Raw genomic sequence first — 20,579 nt, 5'->3', positions numbered from 1 at the left:
GGATTAGCCCCGACCACGCCGCAAGCCACAGCCGGTCGGCGTGATTGTGCCTGCCGAAAACTTGGTCCGTGCAGTTCAAGCGGTACGGGAGCATTCGTGAAGGACTTCACCCGGCCGGTCTCGTCGGCGTACGTTCAGGTCGACGATTCCAGCCGGATCGGTGATGGGACCAGCAGCTTGGCGCTCCTCAGCCCCATGCCCTTCGGACGAAGACTTCGTACCGGAAGCGATTCGAGTTTGTCGAAATAGCGCTCCTCCTGAAGGCGGGGCCGTCTTCGGCAATGGGCTGGAGGTTGCGTGAGGGCGGAGTAGGCGGAGGTGCCACTGCCTGCTCCATCCCGATCTCGATGCCCGTGTTCCGGCAGAGTTAGACGAGCCCTCTGGAGGTGAACGCGGCACGTACGGTTGTCGTGGCGGTGTCGCCGCCGTGCCGCTGTGCGGCGTTCATCGTGGTTTCGGCCGCCGCCTTGAAGGTGGTGTCCTTGGTGAAGTCGAACTGCGCGTCGATGATGACCGTGCTGCCCAGTGTGTCACCGAGCCTGGTGCGGATGTCGTATAGGGCTGAGGACCAGATTTCGCCGTCCGCGTGCACCTCGCCGACCAGGTCCTGGGGGTAGTGCTTGGTGCCGTCCAGTCGGCGTAGGCAGTGTGGGGCCTTTGATGTGTAGGAGACCGAGTCCCAGTCGGCCACGCATGTTTCGGGTGTCCGCGTGGGTGGGCCGGTCTTCCAGCTGCTGACGGCTATGGCGAGGTAGTCGCCGAGGGCTTCACCGATCGCGCCCGATTCCAGGGTCGTGCCGAAGCCGGTCACTTGGTCGTCCTGTGCGGAGTGGCGGTACTCGTGGATGATGACCTCGCCGTCCTCGGCGTCGTCCACGCCTTCCTTGCCGAGGGTGATGTTGGTCTTGTCGTCCCTGAAGAAGGAGTTGTCGCTGCCGTACTGGTTGATTCGCAGTTCGATCTGGCGTTGGTTCACCGGGCATAGCCGGGAGCCGAAGCCGAGTGATTGGATGTAGTGCTGGGCGGTGGTGACCCAGTAGTAGCCCATGATTTGTTCGAACTGGTCGCTGTCGCGATGCCAGGCCGGGAAGGCTCCGTTCACCGCTTGGGCGGGCTTGCCGGTCTCGCTCTTGGCCGTGATGTAGCGTCCGGTGAGGGTGCCGGAGCTGTCCAGGTCGGTGAGGGTGACGGTGTGGTACGCCGGGGTGAAGGCCGCGCTGTCGTGGTCGTGGTCGTCGGCGAGGGATTGGTCGCCTGTGCTCTGGACCGGGTTGGGGTAGAAGACGGTGGCGGTTGGTTCGGTCGTGGCTTGGGCGGTGCCCGGCGTGAGGAGCGCCGTGATGGTGCCGACTGCCAAGCAGGCCGCGGTCAGGTGAACTTACGGGATTAATGATCCTTTTGTCACCTCCGTGTCGGTGCGGCAACGTCTGTCCCCATTGACGTTCAGAGAGCGGGTCAGCAGTCGGTCCCCGGTCCTGACCGAATCGACTCCCCGCATGGGGACGCGGCGCCGCGGGAATGGCACCTCCTGGCGTGTAGGACGCCGAGGGAAGGCACTCCTCCCGGCCGGATGTACTGCCCCCGTCGCACCACCCGATGAGACAGGAGGCTTCACCGTGAACCCCACCATGTCCGTGAGCGAAGCCGGGCGAACGTTTACCAGGCCCACCGCGTACACCGACGAGACCCGCCTTCACGAGGCACTCGCGCTGCTGCGCCGTGAATCTCCCGTCCACCGCGTGGAGGTCCCGGGATACACCGCGTTCTGGGCGGTCACCCGCCACGCCGACGTGCTGGAGATCGAGCGGGACCACACCCTCTGGCTCAGCGCCCCGCGCCCTGTGCTGAGGACCGCGGACCTCGACGCCGCACTCGAAACGCGCCGGGCGCGGGGGACCGCGCTCAGGAGCATCGTCCACATGGACGATCCGGAGCACCGCGTCCTGCGCGCCGTCGGGGCCGACTGGTTCCGCCCCAAGGCCATGCGCGCCCTGGAGGCGCGGGTCCGAGAGCTCGCCCGCCTGCACGTGGACCGGATGGCAGAGTACGGCGGCGCGTGCGACTTCGCCCGCCATGTCGCGGTGCACTATCCGCTCTACGTCATCCTCACCCTGCTGGGCCTGCCCGAGTCGGACTTCCCGCGCATGTTGCGGCTCACGCAGGAGTTGTTCGGCCAGCACGACGAGGAGACCGGGCGCGGCGGAAGCCCGCAGGGCCACACCTCCGTGCTGGAGGACCTCTTCGCCTACTTCCACGAGCTGACGGCCGAGCGCAGGGCCAGCCCGACTGGCGACCTCGCCTCGGAGATCGCCAACGCCCGCATCGACGGCCGGCCGCTGGACGACAACACCGCCGTCTCCTACTACATCCTCATTGCCACGGCCGGACACGACACCACCAGTTCCACCATCGCGGGCGGCCTGGAGGCGCTCATCCGGCACCCGGACGAGCTGCGGCGGCTGCGGGACGACCCCGGCCTGCTGCCGACGGCCGTCGAGGAGATGATCCGGTGGGTGAGCCCTGTGAAGGAGTTCATGCGCACCGCCTCCGCTGACACCCAGGTCAACGGGACGCCCATCAGGAAGGGCGAATCCGTGCTGCTGTCGTACCCGTCGGCCAACAGGGATGAGAAGGTCTTCGCCGACCCGTTCCGCTTCGACGTCGGCCGCGACCCCAACAGGCACCTGGCCTTCGGCTTCGGCGTCCACTACTGCCTGGGCGCCGCGCTCGCCCGCATGGAGATCCGCGCGCTCTTCGCCGAACTCATCCCCAGGCTGGCGAGCGTCGAGCTCGACGGCGATCCCGTGTGGACCGCCACCACATTCGTCGGCGGACTCAAACGCCTCCCCATCCGCTACGTCATGAAGGACGGCTGAGCGCGCCGACCCGGGCGAGACCGCCGACTGGAACAGCGGAGACAGGATTTGGGGTAGCTGTCGTCCCACGGTACATCACTGAAAGATCTTGCTTCGATTCGGCTGGTGCCGAGCCCTAACGGGCCCTGGGCTGGACTCTGCACTGCACGGCGCCATCGGCTTGTGGGTAACCGGCCCGGACGGTGCGCTCTGTGACGGCGACTTGCAGGTGGCTCCCGAGAGCAAGACGTGGCCGCCGCGTCGGGTGGCTGCCTCGTACTGGTGGGCACAGGCATCTGGCTCCGTGGCACGTCGCACTGCCGGGACGACGCCCTTGCCCACGTGGATCTTGTGGCGCGCGAGGTCCGCCTGACCGGTGGCCTGGAGGCCGGCGGGTCCAGCTAGCCGAGATCTCCTTCGATAGTCCTTCTCGCAGACGCAGCAGGACCTGGCGCAGCCTCTGTCGCTGGGCGGGGGATAAGGCGGTGTAGAGGTCTTCGGCGGTGCGCGCGATAGAAGATCGGATACCGCCTGCGGCCTCGTACGCGGCCGCCGTCAGAATTCCGCCGCTGCGGGGCGCCAGGTCTGCAGCAGGGCGGGCGACATCAGCGGCAGAGCGCCGGGCTCGTCCTCCACCTCGCTGACGATATAACGGGCACGCTTGGCCATGGCCCGGTAGGTGAGGCCGCCCGTTTCCTGGCGCAGCTTGCGTAACTCGGAGGCGAAGCGCTGCACCGCTCCCGCTGCCGGATCCACCGGACTTTCACGACGGCCCGCCACCGCTACGGGGCTCCGTTCGCTGGAGGAGAGAAGCGATTCGCCGAGAAAAGCATTGTTTGCCTGCCTGATTAGGGGTTCCGAACAATCTTGCCGCCATGATCCTGATGTCGCGGGCCTCGGCGGGCAAGCGGTTACCGGACCGCTCGCCGCCGCGAACCGCCAGAACCCGGCACACGAACGTGTGACCTGTCCCGGCCTGCCTGCAGTTCGGGGTCGGCGCCTGCTGACGATCGCGGCCGGCCTCATGATTCCGTCCCCTGCTGATCGACCACCGGCGAAAGGAGGCAGGTAGATGTTGAGTACTGTTGTGAACTATGTGAGTGCGCGGTCCCGCGAGCATGCCCTGGCTGCTGTCCCGTCGCGGCAAGGACCACCCGGGGCAAGGATCTGCTCGGGGACGCGAAGCTGATCGCCGGGGGCCGTTCGCCGGGGGCCGTTCGCCGGGGGAAGGCCTGGCATCGGCTTCCCGAAGGCTACTGCGCCGGGTGGAGTTCTAGAACGGCCTACTGCGGTGGATGGACGGCCATTCTCAAATCCTGGGTGGACGACCCGGGACACATTGATCGATATCGTGACGCCGAATGTCGGATTCGGTAACGGGTGCGAGAAAACGACTGTCGAAATTTGTCCTGTTCGCCTGCCATGCTCCTTTGCTGACTCCCTTGTAGAACTTTTCCGAGATTCGATTCGACCCAACGGCGAGGCCTGAAAGTCCCGTTGCCGAGATGCGCCATGCGCGGACACCCTCCCGTCGGCGTGCCCGGTGAGTGGCACATTCGGTCGCCGCGGGTCCCAACAGATCGCCGGGGCCATGATGACGCACGATCACCCGCCAGGCAGGCAGCGAGCCGAGACCCTGCCCTAGGGCAATGAGCCCTTGCCACACGTGACCACGGCTGGCCGTGGTCACGATCCCAACCTGCCCAGAAACCGGCCTAGGAGGAAATTCATGGGTTTACGGGGTGCGGCCTTCGCCGTCCCGCTGGCGATGATCGCCGCGAGTGTCCTGACCTTATCGGGCCCCGGGGAGAAGCCCGCCGCCGCCACCTCGGCGTCGGCCACAGGGGTGACATCCCCGTTATCGATCATTCCTACGTCGTATCCCATTCCAGCGGACGCACTCTTTGTGGCCCTGAATGGAAATGATGCCAACGCCGGCACCAAGGAGGCTCCGCTGCGGACCGCCGGGGCGGCGGCGGCCAAGGCCACGGCGGGCAAGATGACCACGATCGTGTTCCGCGCCGGGGAATACCGTGAACGGCTGGGCAACGTCGCCGCGCCGGTGACGCTGCAGCCGTATCCGGGGGAGCAGGTCTGGTTCAAGGGCAGCTCGGAGATCCAGCAGAACCAGTTGGCGGTGGATGGCAACGCTTGGCGGCTGGACGGCTGGAACCCGGGCAGTGTGTGCCGGGCCACCGCTCCGGCTTACGACGAGTGCATGAACCCGCTGCACTTCAACGACGACAACCCGGTCGGCGGGGACCCGCAGATGGTGTTCGTCGACGGCGAGCCGCTGCGTCAGGTGGCCACCAGGGAAGAGGTCAAGGCCGGCACCTTCTTCCACGACGGGCCCGCGGACAAAACCTACATTGGCAGCGACCCGTCCGGGCGCAGGGTCGAGATCACGGCCAAGAAGAACGGCATGCACTTCTTCGCCGGCGCCGACGGCTCGGTCGTGCGCGGGCTCGGTTTCGCCCACTACGGCACCAGCCAGAACCAGAACAAGGAACCCGCCGCGCTCATCGCCCAGGCCAAGGGCATGGTGTTCGAAAAGAACACAATCATCCACAACGCGGCGTCGGGCCTGCTGATCAACGCTGATGACGTTCGCGTGAGCGGCAACGCGATCGCCGAGAACGGCTATACGGGCATCGGCGCGCACCAGTCGGCCAACCTGACGGTCGAGGGCAACCGGGTCCTGCGCAACAACACCGAGCAGCTCGGCTTCTCCAAGGGTTACCACCTGGCAGGCGCCGGGATGAACGCCACCCGGGTCACCAACACGACCGTGCGCGACAATGTCTTCGAGGCCAACCAAGGCGTCGGCCTATGGTGTGACCTGTCGTGCCACAACCTGACGATCATCCGTAACCTGATCCGCGCCAACTCCCGCCACGGCCTGCACTACAAGGTCTCGGGGCAGGCGTTGATCGCCTCCAATGTGCTGGCCGGCAACGGCATGACCGGCCTGAGCATCCTGGGCTCGAACAAGGTGCGGATCATCAACAACACCTCCATCGGCAACGCGCAGGCGATGGCGGTGCAGGAGGACGCGCGGCCGACGTGCCCGGGCGAGGACGACGTCTGCCCGACCGATGCCGAGAAGGCGCTGGGCATCACCTGGGACACCGCGGACATCACCCTGATGAACAACGTGATCGCCGGGGGCACGAGCACCGCGCCGCTGGTCAACACTACGGACAACAACACCGGTGAGTCCGGGCGCCGGGTCGGCGGCGACGGCATGATCCCGGCCGCTCAGATGCACCACAACGGGTACTCGCGCGCCGGAGCCGACACCCCCGGCACACTCGTGCAGTGGTCACGGGTGACCGGCTCGAGCATCCACTACACGTCGCTGGCGGAGTTCCAGGCCGCGACCGGCCGCGACGCGAACTCCCGCTACCAGGAGAGCGGCTACGTCGTCAACGCGGCGGCGGGCGACTACCGGCTGGTGCCGGGGAGCCCGGCCGAGTCGGCGGGCGCGGCGCTTCCTGCCGACGTCGCCGCGGTCCTCGGCGTGCCATCCGGCGAGCCGGTCAGGCTCGGCGCGCTGGCCTGGCCGGACGAGCCGGCCAAGACCGAGCTGGTACGCAACGGGACGCTGGACGAGCCGTCAATCATGCCGTGGTGGTCGTCGGGCAACCCGGCGCTCGCCGTGGAGGGCGGGGAACTGCGGGCGAGCGTCGCCGACGGCACGGCAGAACCGGGCGACGCCGTCGTCACGCAGCTCACCGGCGGCCTGATCAGCGGACGCACCTACACGATGTCCTTCGACGCCCGCGCCTCGGCTGACGTGGCCATCCAGGTGGCGGTGCAGGAGGGGGACGCGCCGTACAGCGCCGCGCTCGCCCAGAGCGTCGAGCTGGAGACGGGTCGCCAGCGCTACTCCTTCCCGTTCACCTCCACCGTCGACACCACTGCGGCCGAGGTGATCTTCCAGCTCGGGGGCAAGGGCGCGATCACCGTCCACCTCGACAACATCTCCCTGGTGGAGAACACCTGGGGCACCTCCAAGGAGCCGAAGCAAACCGAGGTGGAGGCGCTCGCCGCCGCGGCCGCGAGCGGGCAGCTGGTCGAGGTGCTGTCGGAACGCGGCGAGACCCGCGAGGTGTACGCCACCCCCGACGGCAGCTTCACCTCCAAGGAACACTTCCAGCCGGTCCGCGTGGTCAAGGACGGCGCCTGGACGCCCGTCGACACCAAGCTGCACAAGCTGGCCGACGGGGCGATCGTGCCGAACGCGACGCCGACGGAGATACGGCTGTCCGGCGGCGGCACCGGCCCGCTGGTGACGATCAACCGGGCCGGCCGGCCGATGTCTCTGACCTGGCCCACGGCGCTGCCCAAGCCATGGCTGGACGGCGACTCCGCCGTCTACCCAGGCGTCCTGGGCCCGGACGTGGACCTGCGGCTGCGGGTGGAGCCGGAGGGCTTCTCCCACGTGCTGGTCGTGAAGACCGCCGCGGCGGCCAGGGATCCCCGCCTGGCCACCATCACGCTGGGGCTGTCCGCGCCCGGCCTCAGCGTGCGGACGGCGGACGACGGCACCCAGCAGGCGGTCGACGAGACCACCGGCGCCGTGGTCTACGAGGCCCCGGTGCCGATCATGTGGGACTCCACCGCTCCCCCCACTCAGCAGGCTCTGACGGCCGGCGAGCAGGACGGGCCGGACGAGGATTTCGCCGACAACGCCGTCACGGAGGCCTCGGCCAGCCAGCCCGGCGACACCTCCAAGATCGCGACGGTGACCACGGCGGTCGCCGGCGGAGAGATGACGCTCAAGCCGGACCCGGCCCTGCTCACCGGGGCCGACACCTCCTTCCCCCTCTACATCGACCCGATGTGGGACACCCCGCGAGCCTCGGCCCGGCTGATGGTCTCCAGCGCGGGCTGGGCGAAGTACAACTTCGGCAAGAACGAGGGTGTGGGCCGCTGTCCCAGGGACTACCCGCCCGCCGGGCGCTACTGCAACGGCTGGTACGAGAAGCGGCTGTTCTACCGCGTCCCGACCGCCAGGTTCGCGCACAAGCAGATCATCTCCGCCGAGTTCCACGCCCAGGAGACCTTCGCGGTCTCGTGCAAGAAGCGGATCGTGGACATCCACCTGGCCAAGGCCTTCGGAACGGGCTCCACCTGGAATTCCACCTCCGACAACTGGGTGCGCAGGCTGGACAGCCGGAACGTGGCCAAGGGATGGAGCTCTGGCTGCCCCGCCGGTGACGTGTTGTTCAACGTGACCAGCGCGCTGCAGGAGGCGGCCAGGAAGGGCTGGTCGAACACCACCTTCGGCCTGCGGGCCCGCGACGGCGACGACCAGCTCGCCTGGAAGCGGTTCGACCGCGACGCCTTCGTCCGAGTGCACTACAACAGCCCGCCGTCACAGCCGAAGATGAGCCAGCTGTCCTCCAGCCCCGGCGGCGCCTGCCGCGCCCCGGGCAGCCCCGCCACGTTCAACCGGCTGCCGACCCTGTTCGCCAAGAACCTCACCGACCCCGACAACAAGGGCGTGGAAGGAGAGAAGCTCAAGGCGCAATTCCAGGTGATCTGGACGGAGAACGGCGTCCAGAAGGTCAAGAACCTCGGCACCGTCAAGAAGATGTCGGCTCACGGCCCGCGCAAGTCCTCCTTCAGCATCGTGGTCCCCAAGGGTCTGATCCCGCAGGGCGTCGTCGCCCACTGGGGGGTCCGCGCCTTCGACGGGCGGGCGTGGAGCCCGTGGAGCTGGGACGGTAACGCCACGGCCTGCTACTTCGTCTACGACGCCAGGGCTCTGCCCGAGCCGAAGGTCACCTCCACCGGCGCCGACGGGTATCCGGCCCTCGACCCGGCCAACCCTGACCAGGTCCCGGCCGACGGCGTGGGCCGCTACGGGACGTTCACGATCGCCCTCGACGCCCGGGTCAGCAAGTACGCGTGGGCGATGAACACCGATCCCGCCGAGGGGACGGCGAAGACAAAGACCACCGCCACCGAATCGATCAAGGCGATGCCCACGCACGCGGGGTTGAACACGCTGTACGTGACGGCCTGGGACGCCGCCAACAACTGGTCGACCGGGACCTACGAGTTCTGGGTCGCCGACGGCAAGGGCCCGAAAGCGCACTGGAAACTGGACGAGGCGGCGGGCGCGACCCAGCTGGCCGACGCCCAGGGTGCCCATCCGGCCACGCCGCAGGGCGGCGCCGCACTCGGCGTGCCCGGAGCGCTGAGCTCGGCGATGCGGCTGAACGGCACCAGTTCCTACGCCGCCACCAGTGGCCCGCTGGTGGACACCACCAAGAACCTGGCCGTGTCGGCATGGGTGAAGATGCCGGCCACGTTGCCCACCACCCACTTCGTCGTGGCCAGCCAGGCCGCGACGCACAATTCGCCCTTCTACCTGAAGTACGACCCGGGCGACAAGAAGTGGAAGCTTTGGCGGGTCCAGGCCGACACGAACACCGCCGGAGCCGGCACCGCGTACTCCAAGGACCCGGCCAAGCCCGGCGGGTGGACCCACCTGGTCGGCGTGCAGGACGTGGTCACCAAGAAACTGCGGCTCTACGTCAACGGCGTGGAGGGCGTGCCCGGCGACATGAGCTCGGCGGCCTGGGCGGCGGGCAACGCCTTCCAGATCGGTCGGGGCCTGTACGCAGGGAACTTCGCCAACTACACGCCGGGCACCGTGGACGACGTCCGGGTCTTCGACCGGGTGGTGACCGCCGACGAGGCGCGGGACCTGTACACGATCAAGCCCGTGGTCGAGAGCAAGTGGCACCTCAACTCCGCCACCGGCACCCCGCCCAGCAGCGCCGACACGGGACTGGGCGTCGCCTACCCGCTGACGCTCAACGGCGCCGCCAGGATCACCACGGACTTCGCCAAGGTGCTCGTGAAGTCCCCGGCCGGAACCCCCAGCGGAGCGCTGGAACTGCCGGGCGGCAACAACGACTACGCCGCGGCGACCGGGCCGGTGATCGACACCCGCGACAGCTTCACTGTCTCGGCGTGGGTGTCGACTCCCGGAGAGCCCAACAGGTCGATGACCGTGCTCGGCCTGGCGGGATCGCACAACAGCGCGATCACGGTCAGGTACGACCCGGGCAAGCAGCGCTATGTGCTGGACGTGCCGGACAAGGACGGCGCCGGCGCGAGCACGGCCAGCGTGGAGCACTCCATGTTCCATCAGGGCAACTTCGGGGACTGGGACCACATCGCCGTCACCTACGACGCGACCGAGGGCACGGTCACGCTGTGGGTGAACGGGGTGAAGGAGGCCGCGAGCGGCGCGGACAACCTGTCCTTCCGCCACCGCACCCGGCCCTTCGGCCCCATCGCCTCGCTCCAGGTGGGCCGGAGCCTCGCTGGCGGCGCCTACCCGGCGGGCAAGGCCTGGTCCGGCGTGATCGATGACGTCTGGGTGCTGCGTGGCATGGCCTCACAGCAGCTCATCGACATGCTGGCGGTGCCGACGGAGATCGCCTCGATCCCCGGCTGACCCGACGCGGGCCGGTTGCCTCGCCGCCACCGGCCCGCCCTGCCTGACTCGACGACGCCTGACTCCACGACTCGCTCGGAGGTTTCGCATGACTGTCCGCGGTGTCATGACGCGGGTGGGAACCGGGCCGGTCCGCCGGCTCCTTTCCTTAGGACTCACGACCGCCCTGGTGGCCGGGCTGCTGGCGGCCACGCCGGCGTCCGGCACGGCCCGGGCCGCCACCCAGGAACCGCCCAAACCGGTCGACCACGAGGTCGTGGTGCCCGGCACATCTCTGAAGGTCACGCCGCGCAAGGACACCCCGCGCGCTCCCGACCCGGTCGTGCGCTGGCCGGCCGTCGGGGAAGCCGAGGTCACGCTTGGCGGCGAGACCCGCGCGCGGCAGGCAGGGGACGCCCGGCGGGCGGGCGAGCTGCCGATCTGGGTCTCCGCCCCGGCGGAGGCCACTCAGGCTCGCGGCGCCGAACCCGGCAAGGTACGGGTGCGGATGCTGGACCGCGCGGCGGCCGCGCGGACCGGCGTCACCGGCGTGATGTTCACCGTCGGCCAGGCGGGCGGCCCGCCGGGAAAGGTGGGCCTGCGGCTGGACTACTCCGGGTTCGCCGAGGCCTTCGGCGGCGCGTTCGGATCACGGGTACGGCTCGTCGGCCTGCCCGCGTGCGCGCTGACCACCCCTGACCTGCCGGAATGCCGGACGGCCGCACCGGTGCCGTCGGCCAACGACGCCCAGGCCAAGACGGTCACCGCCGACGTCGGCATCGCCGCAGAACCGGCCGTGTTCGCGGCGGTCGCGGGCGCGGAAAGCTCCAAGGGCGACTACAAGGCGACCGAGCTGGCGGCTTCGGCCACCTGGCAGGTCGGCACGCAGACCGGCGACTTCACCTGGTCGTACCCCCTGCGGATGCCTCCGGTGCCGGGCGGGCTCACCCCCGAGCTGGTCGTGGCCTACTCCTCCTCGTCCATCGACGGACGTACCTCCAGCTCGAACAACCAGGGCTCGCAGGTCGGGGACGGCTTCGACCTGTGGCCCGGCTACATCGAACGCAAGTACCGCTCGTGTAAGGACGACGGCGTACCCAAGGACGACACCTACGACGTCCACCCGATGGACCAGTGCTGGGGCTACGACAACGCCGTGATGACGCTCGGCGGCAAGGGCGGCGAGCTGGTGCAGTCCGGCCAGAACGAGTGGAAGCTGCGCAAGGACGACGGCACCCGGATCACCAAGGTGACCGGATCCGACACCGACACGAACAATGGCGACGACAACAACGAGTACTGGGTGGTCACCGCCCCGGACGGCAAGCGCTACTACTTCGGCAAGAACCGGATGAAGGGCTGGGCCTCCGGCAAGGCCGAGACCAGGTCCACCTGGACCGTGCCCATCTTCGGCGACGACTCCGGCGAGCCCTGCCACGGCGACACCTTCGCCAAGTCGTGGTGCCAGCAGGCCTGGCGGTGGAATCTCGACTACGTCGAGGACCCGCACGGCAACGCGATCGTCTACTACTACGAGCAGGAGGGCAACCGATACGGCCGCAACCTGCGGGCCGAGGACGACACCCCCTACGTCAGGGGCGGCTACCTGAAGAGCGTCGAGTACGGCCTGAACGCCGGCAACCCCTACCCGGCCGGCGCCCCGGCCCGGGTGGACTTCAAGGTCGCCGAGCGGTGCCTGCGCTCGGCCGAGGACTGCGCAGAGTCGAAGATCGACGACCATCCGGCCTACTGGGAGGACGTCCCCTGGGACCTCAACTGCAAGGCCGGCACCAAGTGCGAGGACTACAGAGGGGCGTCCTCGCCCACGTTCTGGACGCGCAAGCGGGTCGTCGAGGCCGCGAGCAAGGTGATCGAGAGTGACGGTTCCGGTTACCGTACCGTCGACTCCTGGTCGTTCTCCCACGACTGGGGCACCGCGGACGTGGACCGGCAGCTGCTCCTGAAGTCGATCGTCCACACCGGCCACGCCGGGCCCACGCCGGTGGTGATGCCGCCGGTGGGCTTCGCCTACACCCAGCTGGCCAACCGGGTCGACACCCTCGGTGACGACGTCGGCCCGTTCATCAAGAACCGGGTCGGCTCCATCACCAACGAGACCGGCGGCGTCCTGGACGTCAACTACTCCCCGCAGGACTGCCGCGTCGGTGACACGCCCAGCCCGCCCACCAACCACCGCCGCTGCTTCCCCGTCATGTGGGAGCGCACCAGCGGCGATGCCAAACCGACGCTGGACTGGTTCCACAAGTACGTGGTCACCCAGCTGGTGCAGACCGATCTCACGGGCGGCTCACCGGACATGGTCACCGACTACGACTACAGCATCGGCGAGCCCGCCTGGCACTTCACCGACGACGACGGGCTCACCAAGGAGAAGTACCGCACCTGGTCGCAGTGGCAGGGCTACGACAAGGTCAGGGTGCGCACCGGCGTCACCAGCGCCGCCCCAACCCAGACCGACCACTGGTTCTTCCAAGGCATGGACGGCGACCGCCTGAACGCCGACGGCGGCGCCAAGAACGTCACCGTCAGCGACGGCGAGGGCGGCTCCTACCCCGACCACGAGTCGCTCCAGGGCCTGACCCTCAAGACGATCATCTACGACAAGGCCAAGGGCGAGCCGGTCGCCAAGACCATGAACCGGCCCTGGCACCACCAGACCGCCTCACGCACCCGCACGATCGACAAGGGCACGATCACCGTCACCGCCAACCTCACCGGCGTCGCGGGCACCCGCACGCTGAAGAAGCTCGACAACGGCTGGCGGGCGACCAGGTCGACCGTCAACGCCTTCAACCTCGGCACCGGCGAGCCCAGCCAGATCGACGATGAGGGCGACCTGGCCGTCACCGGCGACGAGAAGTGCGTCACCACGACGTTCACCGCCGACGGCACCCGGGTGCGGGCCAAGCCCGCCCAGGTCAGGACCGTGGCACGGCGCTGCGCCGACACCCCCGACCTGGCCAAGGACCTGATCTCGGAGGAGCGCACCTCCTACGACGACGGCGCCTTCAGAGCAGCCCCCACCCTGGGTGACGCCACCCTCGTGGAGAAGGCGAAGGAGGCCACGGCGACCACTGTGACGCCCCTCGCCGCGACACGCACCACTTACGACGCGTACGGCCGGCCGGAAACGGTCACCGACGCCGCGGGCAGGACCACGACCACCAAGTACACCGAGACCCACGGCCTGACCACGAAGGTCGAGGTGATCACCCCGCCTGCGAAGGCCGGCGACGCCGCCACGGCGCACACCACCGTCAAGGTGCTCGACCCGGCGTGGGGCAGCCCGGTCAGCGACACCGACGCCGGAGGCAAGACCACCACCATCCGCTACAACGCCGCAGGTCACCTGATCAAGGTGTGGATGGGCGGGCGGCCGACCTCCGCCGTGCCGGACAAGGAGTACGGCTACCTCATCCGGCCCAACGCGGTCGTGGCCGTCTCCGCCAAGTCCCTCACCGCCGAAGGCGGCCAGGAACTGTCCTACACGCTGTACGACGGGTGGCTGCGGCAGCGGCAGCTCCAGGCGGCGGGCCGGGACGGCACGACCAAGGGACGGTTGATCTCCGACACCTTCTACAACGCGGCCGGGCAGGTGGACCGCACCTACGAAAGCTACTACGCCGACGGCGAGCCGAGGCCGGAGGTCTTCGGCGTGGCCGACCCGGGCAAGATCGAAACCCAGCACGTCCACGAGTACGACGGCCAGGGCCGCAAGACGGCCGACCGGCTGCTGGTGGGCAGCAGCGACGCACAGGAGAAGTGGCACACCCGCTACGAGTACGGCGGGAACTGGACCAAGGTGACCCCACCGGCGGGCGGCACGCCCGTCACCACCTTCACCGACGCGCACGACCGCAAGACCGAGGTTCGCGAGCACCGGACCGGCGGCCACATCGCCACGCTCTTCCGCTACGACCACCGCGGGCGGGAGTCCTCGGTCACCGGTCCCGGCGACCATGTCTGGACCACGACCTACGACCTGCGCGGTCGCAAGATCCAGACGTCCGACCCGGACAAGGGCGTCACCAAGTTCGCCTACAACGACGTCGACCAGCTCGTCCTCACCGAAGACGCCCGGGGCAAGAAGCTCTCGGTCGCCTACGACGGCATCGGCCGCAGGACCGGCCTGTACGACGCCACCACGGCCAGTCCCGGCGTCAAGGTCGCCGAGTGGGTCTACGACACGGTGCGCAAGGGCCAGCTCACCAGCGCCACGCGCATCGTGGGGACGGCCAGGTACACCACCCAGGTCGACATCTACGACAACCTGAACCGGCCCACCCGCAAGCGCATCCTGCTCCCCAGCGACGAGGGAGCGCTGGCTCCTGACGGCGGCTACGTCTTCGACACCGCCTACAACCTGGACGGCAGCGTCAAGGCCGCCAGCAGCCCGGCCGCCGGCGACCTGCCGGCGGAGAACATCGCCTTCGCCTACGACGACCTCGGCCGGCTGGTCGCGACGGGATCCAACCTGTCGACCTACCTCGTCGGCGTCGACTACACCAAGACCGGCAAGCAGATCGGCCAGCAACTGTCGATCGGTGCCGGCGGCAAGCAGGTGGACCAGACCTTCACCTACGAGTACGGCACGCAGCGGCTGCAGAAGGCCACGACCGCGCACGCCGGCATGGCCGGGACCGACCGGAGTGTGGAGTACCGCTACACCGACTCCGGCAACCTGCTCCAGGCCGTCGACACCTCCAGGGACGGCGTGGACAACCAGTGCTTCCGCTATGACGACCTGCAGCGGCTGGTCGACGCCTGGACCCAGGAAGGCACCACCTGCGCGGCCGACCCCGGGCAGGCCACGATCGCCGGGCCGTCGCCGTACCGGGTGAACTACACCTACGACGACACCGGCAACCGGACCATGGAGACGCACTACGGCGCGGGACCCTCGGGCGGCGCGCAGACCGCCACGCGTGGCTACCACTACGCCGGCAACCCCGGCGTCGATCCGAGATACAAGGGACACCAGCTCGCCGACGTGAGCGGCAACCCCGAGTCCTACGGCTACGACCTGGTCGGCAACACCACCGAACGCAGAACCTCCGCCGGCAACCAGACGCTGCACTGGGACGCCGAAGGCGAGCTGGTGAAGGTCGTCGACGACAAGAAGGGGGAGACCACCTTCCTCTACACCGCCGACGGCGAGCGGCTGCTGCGCCGTGATCCGGCGGGCACCACCCTCTACCTGCCGGACATGGAAGTACGGCTGGCCAAAGGCCAGAGCGCGGCCAAGGCCGTCCGGTATCACCGCAACGCCATGCGTACCAGCCAGGGCGTCACCTTCCTCGTCAACGACCACCACGGCACCGCCGAACTGGCCATCAACGCGACCGACGGCTCGGTGAGCCGGCGCCGCTACACCCCGTTCGGCCAGATGAGGACCGGCCAGGGCCAGTGGCCCGACGGCAACGAGAAGGGATTTGTCGGCGGCATCGTCGACTCCACCACCGACCTCACGACGCTCGGCGCGCGCGGCTACGACCCGAACACCGGCCGCTTCATCTCGGTGGACCCGGAGATCGAGATGGGCCGCTCGCAGCAGATGAACGGCTACAACTACGCCGACAACAATCCCACGTCCATGTCCGACCCGGACGGCCGCTTCCCCTACGTCACCTACTACCTGCTCGGTTACCGCCAGTTCTGGGTGCGGTACGGCAACTACAACCTCCTCATGCGGCAGAACCTCTACCTGGTTCACGTGTATCTGAACATCTTCTTCCAGCGCTTCTACTTCGCGGTCAGCAACTGGTTCGTCGCCGCCCGCCAGTGGGCCTACCTCCAAGGGCCGGTCGCGCCGGGGCAAAAGCCGCTGCTGCGGCAGCCCGGCATCCCCGACCTGACCCCTCGGGCGCCGGAGCAGCAGCCGGCCAAGCCGCCGGCGCCGAGCAAGCCGAAGAAGGGCACCGTCGGTCTTTGCGCGGGACTCGGACTCAAGCTGGCCGCATCGTTCGGCGTGGAGGGATGCGTGGTCTTCGACAGGAAGGGCGTCGGCCTGGCCGGTACCTTCAAGACCGGCCTGTCCACCTCGATCGGTGCCGAGGCCACCGGCGGTGTGATGTACAGCCACTCCACCATCGAGGGCATGTCCACCACGCCGGGCACGTGGGACAGCTACACCGGGATCGCGTACGAGTCGAAGAAGGGCTGGGGTGGTGGCGGATACGCAATGACCAACAGCAAGGGCGAGATCACGGGCGGAGGCGCCGACGTCAGCTACGGCGTGTCGCAAAGCCTGGACTCCGTGGTCAAAGGCCAGATCCCCATAAGCGTCAACCATCAACGGGGCAAGACGAAGTCCGTACGGCTGCGCAATCCGGTGAGCTGGTTCCAGGACAAGATGAGCGCCTTCGTCTGGTCGTCCTATCACTAGGGAGGCTGAGCAGGGACGTCCGGCGCCCGGGCGGTCACCGTCCGGGCGCTTCCCCCACCCACGGCAGGCGGGCTCACGTCGACCCTGAACCCGCCCAGAGGTTGAAAGGTCAGGGTTCATGACGGGCCGCTGGTGACGGTCAGGCCGGTGTGAATGAAGAAGGCGTCCCGCAGGCTGGATCGGTACTGCATCCGCTTGAGCCGGATGCGGGTCAGCGCGCCGAGTTGATCGAGAGTGGCGGGGCGAGATTGTCCAGGCTGCGTTTGAGGTGGGACCACACGCCCTCGGCCGGGTTGAGTTCCGGCGCGTAGGAGGGCAGGTAGAACACCGTCAGCCAGGGACGGGAATCGATCGCGCGGCGCATCCCCGCGCAGCGCGATCAACTGATACAGGGCAGACAGGCGATGCCGTCGGGCTTCTTCGAGGAACAGGCGGGTCTGAGCAGGCGTCCACACCATCACCGACGACGGGCGCGGCACGCTGGTGTAGGCGTCGATCGGATCGACCCGTCTACCGGCGCGGCGCTGCTTTTCCGCCTGGCGGTATTCGCGGTCGTCCTGCTGCCAGGCACGGATTCGGTCGTCGGTCCACACCAGCGCTCTGGGCCGGGTCTTGGCCGGCATCTCCAGCACGGCGGCCGGGTTGAAGTCGAAGGGCCGGTCTTGCCGCATGGCCATGTTGAGCGCGCGCCGCAGGGCGGCGCGGATGCGGTGCATGGTGGCGATGCTGATCGGCCGCCGGTATTTGACGCTCTCGCGCACCTTTGGGTCGGGTTCGGTGCGGCGTTCGGTGATGGTGTCGTTGAACTCCTCGATTTGCTCGAACATCAACGCAATGTCGCTGACCTTGAGCTGATCCAGCCGCAACTGTTCTAGATGGGGGTGAGGTAGAGGCGGGTGTGGCCTTCGTAGGAGCGGCGGGTGGTCTCCTCGATCTTTCGCATGTGGTTGAGGAACTCCGCCAGCCACTGCTCGACGGTGATCTCCTGGGTCAGATGCTGCCCGGACTTGATCTTTCGGCGGATGGTTTCCGCGTTCGGGAGTGTGTTGGTCCCGGCCAGGGTGCGTTTGATCAGGTCGGCGATCTGGGTGCGGGTGGCGGCTCGCGCGGGTCGGCCAGCGCGAGCAGGTCGCGCACGTGCCCGAGTTCGCCCTTGGCTGCGTCCTGGGTGGCAAAGCCGCCGCGGCGCAGCGGCCCGCACCGCTTGCCGTCGGGGCCGGGCGGGAGTTGGATCCGGTAGCTCCACCCGCCGTCGGAGCGGCGGAGTTGGGGCATTTCTGCCCGAGTTCCTTGCCATCGCTGTCGCGGCACACAGCGTTTGAATGTGCCTCCCTCGGCCATAGCGTGCGTCGTCCTCGTTTCTTGGTGCCCTTGACAGGGGTGATGCGGCGGTGAACAGGGCGAAGCGAATGGCGCTCGGCACAGGCTGCTGCGGTAATCGCTGATCACGGGCGCACAGCGGCCCTGTCGCGCGTGCCGCCGTCCGTATGGTGCGGAGCGCCAGGGTCGTCGTGTTCCCGTCCGGCGCGGCCAATGCGGTGGGCGCGGTCGGGCGAGCACGCCCACAAGGGCGGCTCTCGCGTGCAGATACGCGCCGATCTCCGCGTGGGCGAGACGAGACAGCGGGGTCCAGCACGTCGGCCGGCAACCTGCATTCGGTCACTGCCGATGAGCCCCATCGGGCAGGAGCGGGGAGCCGTAGGCCGTGCTAAGCGGCATGGCACCGCGGCCGGCGTGGGGAACACCACGTGGTGGGCGTCAGTCCCGAAAGGCACCGCGACGGCTCGCAGGATCGAGAAGTCGGACGTACGGCTGAGCATCGTCGGACAACGATGGCACCAGACCCGCCGATCTGGCGCCGCTGCTGTCGGGCTCGGTCTTCCCCACTCTGAAGTATCTCGGCCTGCGCAACGGCCAGGACACCGACGAGCTGGTCACGCTGCGTGACGTGCCAAAGGCGCACTTCACCTCTGGTGGGCGGCGCGGCGGCGCTGGCGGTGGCCGGAGACCCCGCGCTTTCACCGGCACTCACTACACGATCGCCAAAGGAGCCATGGATACGTCAACCCGGCCTGAATTCCATGAGCCGGTATGTCTGAGGTATGTTCCGTCAGCCATCGCGACATGTTCTGTTGCGCTGAGCCCAGCGGCGATGTGACTCTTTTCAGCATTCCCCTTGGCGTAGAAAAGAGTAACCATGAAAAAGACACTGGCCGTTACCGTCGCAGCTCTGGCAGCGAGCGCCGTGCTGGCCACTCCGGCGCAGGCCACGGCACTGGACAAGAGCAATGCGGAGCGGCTTATGATGGCGGTGCAGCTCACGCAGGACTCCAAGTCGAGCTTCGACAAGTGGGCAAAGGCTCGTGCGAACCGGAACACCGAGGCCGTCAAGGCCTACAAGTTCGACTGGAGTTCCAACGGCTGCTCGGTCCCGAAGGAAATAAAGAACGCCGACGCCTGGAAGCTCATCTTCCTGATTCCCTGCACCCGGCACGACTTCGGCTACCGAAACGTCAAGAAAATTGCGACTACGAGCAGCTGGAAGAACACATACAAGAAGGGCGTGGATTCGGCATTCCACGGAGATATGAAGAGAACGTGTGACGGGCGTTTCTCCGGCGCGAAGAAGGTCGCCTGCAAGACCGTGGCGTACGAGTTCTACGCTGCGGTCAAGTTGTTCGGTTAGTCACAGCTGGTTCCTGATCGACTCCGGCGTGCCGGGACCGGCTGCGCGAGGTAGTCCGTCACCTCGACGGGGGCGAGCTTCGCGCAGGAGGTCCAGCGACTCCCGCCAGGACTCCCTGGCCTCCTCGTGCCGCCCCAGGTCGTGCAGGGTGTGGCCGAGCCGCCAGTGGGACACGGCGGTGCCCATGGTGAATCCGGCCTCGCGCTGGAGTTTGATCGCTTGCCGGTACTCCTCGACGGCCTGGCGCAGCAGGCCGCGCGCGGTAGGAGTCGGCGAGGGTGTCGTGGGCGATGCCGAGGCCACCGGTATCGCCCGGGTCCTCCGTCATCGACCACGGCGCCCGCCGACGCAGGCACCTGCTGGGGAAAAGCCGACCCAGTTCACCTCTGGAGACAGGCTGGCCTACTGGATCTGCGACAACTTCGACGGCAAGAGGTCGGTCACAGGAACGGTTCAGACACGAACAGCGCAGACCGCTGTCGGCAGCGGGCTGAGGTCAGAATCTCGTATCGGGATGGAGACGGAGTTCTGCGATCGTGGTAGGGGACGTTCTCAACCTCTGCAAGTCAGAAGCGGGTGACCTTTGACACCGGCGAGCGTCGCTACAACCACTCGGTATACGTCGACGTGGACATGCTCTGCTGATTCTGTGCAGGCCGCTCTCCCGGATTCCCCGAGGGGAGGCGGATCCGGGGCTTGGTGTGCAGCGGCCTGCGCCGCGCTAGAAGTGCTTGACGGGGTCGGGAGGCTGAGGGAGGTCCTGGGCGAGCAGGACCTCCAGCTCCTCCTCGGTGAGGAGGTGGACATCACACAGAATCCGAGCTGACTGGTGCCAGCACTTCCGCGCCTCGTCCTGCCGTCCAAGATCGTACAGGGTGTCGCCGAGCCCCCACAGAGAAACGGCCTCCACCGCGCGGGCACCGGCCTTGTGGTGGAGGTAGGCCGCCCTCCGGTATCCGGCCTCGGCCTCGGCGAGCCTGCCGGCGCGTCGGCAGGCATCGGCCAGCGTATCGGTCGCCGCTCCCTCGCCGTGGGGATCGTCGAACTCCACCCAGATCTCCAAGCTTCTTCGGCCCGCGTCGATCGCGTCGTCCAGCCGGCCCATTCTGATCAGCACCGCGGCCCGGCCGTTGAGGATCATCGCCTGGTAGTCGCGCAGGCCGCTCGCTGTCG

Annotated in this window: 12 protein-coding genes; 5 read left to right on the top strand and 7 right to left on the bottom strand. The window is 68.1% G+C overall.

The annotated features are described in order from the left end of the window. Positions 1-367: 367 nt before the first annotated feature. Entirely contained in the window at positions 368-1,357 is a 990-nt protein-coding gene (locus ACFKCF_RS46320) for a M36 family metallopeptidase (protein WP_394501753.1), read from the bottom strand. 259 nt (positions 1,358-1,616) lie between these two features. Between ACFKCF_RS46320 and ACFKCF_RS46315 the strand changes: the two genes are divergently transcribed. Beyond that, entirely contained in the window at positions 1,617-2,876 is a 1,260-nt protein-coding gene (locus tag ACFKCF_RS46315; RefSeq protein ID WP_394501752.1) for a cytochrome P450, read from the top strand. 115 nt (positions 2,877-2,991) lie between these two features. On the opposite strand, the gene ACFKCF_RS46310 is transcribed toward ACFKCF_RS46315, so the two are convergent. Further along, positions 2,992-3,369, bottom strand: coding sequence for a hypothetical protein (locus ACFKCF_RS46310; RefSeq protein ID WP_394501841.1), 378 nt, complete (start codon positions 3,367-3,369; stop codon positions 2,992-2,994). A gap of 41 nt (positions 3,370-3,410) precedes the next feature. After that, positions 3,411-3,590 (bottom strand): hypothetical protein, encoded by a 180-nt coding sequence (locus ACFKCF_RS46305; protein ID WP_394501751.1) that lies wholly within the window; start codon positions 3,588-3,590, stop codon positions 3,411-3,413. 1,171 nt (positions 3,591-4,761) lie between these two features. Here ACFKCF_RS46305 and ACFKCF_RS46300 point away from each other — a divergent pair. Beyond that, positions 4,762-10,335, top strand: coding sequence for a LamG-like jellyroll fold domain-containing protein (locus tag ACFKCF_RS46300; RefSeq protein WP_394501750.1), 5,574 nt, complete (start codon positions 4,762-4,764; stop codon positions 10,333-10,335). Positions 10,336-10,423: 88 nt separating this feature from the next. Beyond that, positions 10,424-16,720, top strand: a complete 6,297-nt coding sequence (locus tag ACFKCF_RS46295; protein ID WP_394501749.1) for an RHS repeat-associated core domain-containing protein — start codon at positions 10,424-10,426, stop codon at positions 16,718-16,720. Positions 16,721-16,931: 211 nt separating this feature from the next. Here ACFKCF_RS46295 and ACFKCF_RS46290 read toward each other — a convergent pair whose 3' ends face one another. Next, on the bottom strand, positions 16,932-17,084 hold the full coding sequence (locus tag ACFKCF_RS46290; RefSeq protein ID WP_394501748.1) for a transposase: 153 nt from the start codon (positions 17,082-17,084) through the stop codon (positions 16,932-16,934). A gap of 40 nt (positions 17,085-17,124) precedes the next feature. Between ACFKCF_RS46290 and ACFKCF_RS46285 the strand changes: the two genes are divergently transcribed. Further along, on the top strand, positions 17,125-17,595 hold the full coding sequence (locus ACFKCF_RS46285) for a hypothetical protein (protein ID WP_394501747.1): 471 nt from the start codon (positions 17,125-17,127) through the stop codon (positions 17,593-17,595). Between the two features lie 196 nt (positions 17,596-17,791). Here ACFKCF_RS46285 and ACFKCF_RS46280 read toward each other — a convergent pair whose 3' ends face one another. Beyond that, entirely contained in the window at positions 17,792-17,995 is a 204-nt protein-coding gene (locus ACFKCF_RS46280; protein WP_394501746.1) for a hypothetical protein, read from the bottom strand. A 922-nt stretch (positions 17,996-18,917) separates the two neighbouring features. Between ACFKCF_RS46280 and ACFKCF_RS46275 the strand changes: the two genes are divergently transcribed. Next, positions 18,918-19,406, top strand: coding sequence for a phospholipase A2 (locus ACFKCF_RS46275; protein ID WP_394501745.1), 489 nt, complete (start codon positions 18,918-18,920; stop codon positions 19,404-19,406). Here the strand turns inward: ACFKCF_RS46275 and ACFKCF_RS46270 are convergent, their stop codons facing one another. Both ACFKCF_RS46270 and ACFKCF_RS46265 read right to left on the bottom strand, forming a co-directional pair. Further along, on the bottom strand, positions 19,407-19,709 hold the full coding sequence (locus ACFKCF_RS46270) for a tetratricopeptide repeat protein (protein WP_394501744.1): 303 nt from the start codon (positions 19,707-19,709) through the stop codon (positions 19,407-19,409). 418 nt (positions 19,710-20,127) lie between these two features. Then, a partial coding sequence (locus ACFKCF_RS46265) for a tetratricopeptide repeat protein (protein ID WP_394501743.1) occupies positions 20,128-20,579 on the bottom strand: 452 nt, incomplete at its 5' end.

It is taken from the genome of Nonomuraea sp. JJY05 (genome assembly GCF_043496855.1).
In the GTDB taxonomy this organism is placed as follows: Bacteria; Actinomycetota; Actinomycetes; order Streptosporangiales; family Streptosporangiaceae; genus Nonomuraea.
The sequence above is the reverse complement of the archived record's forward strand: the minus strand, read 5'-3'. Positions and strand labels throughout refer to the sequence as shown.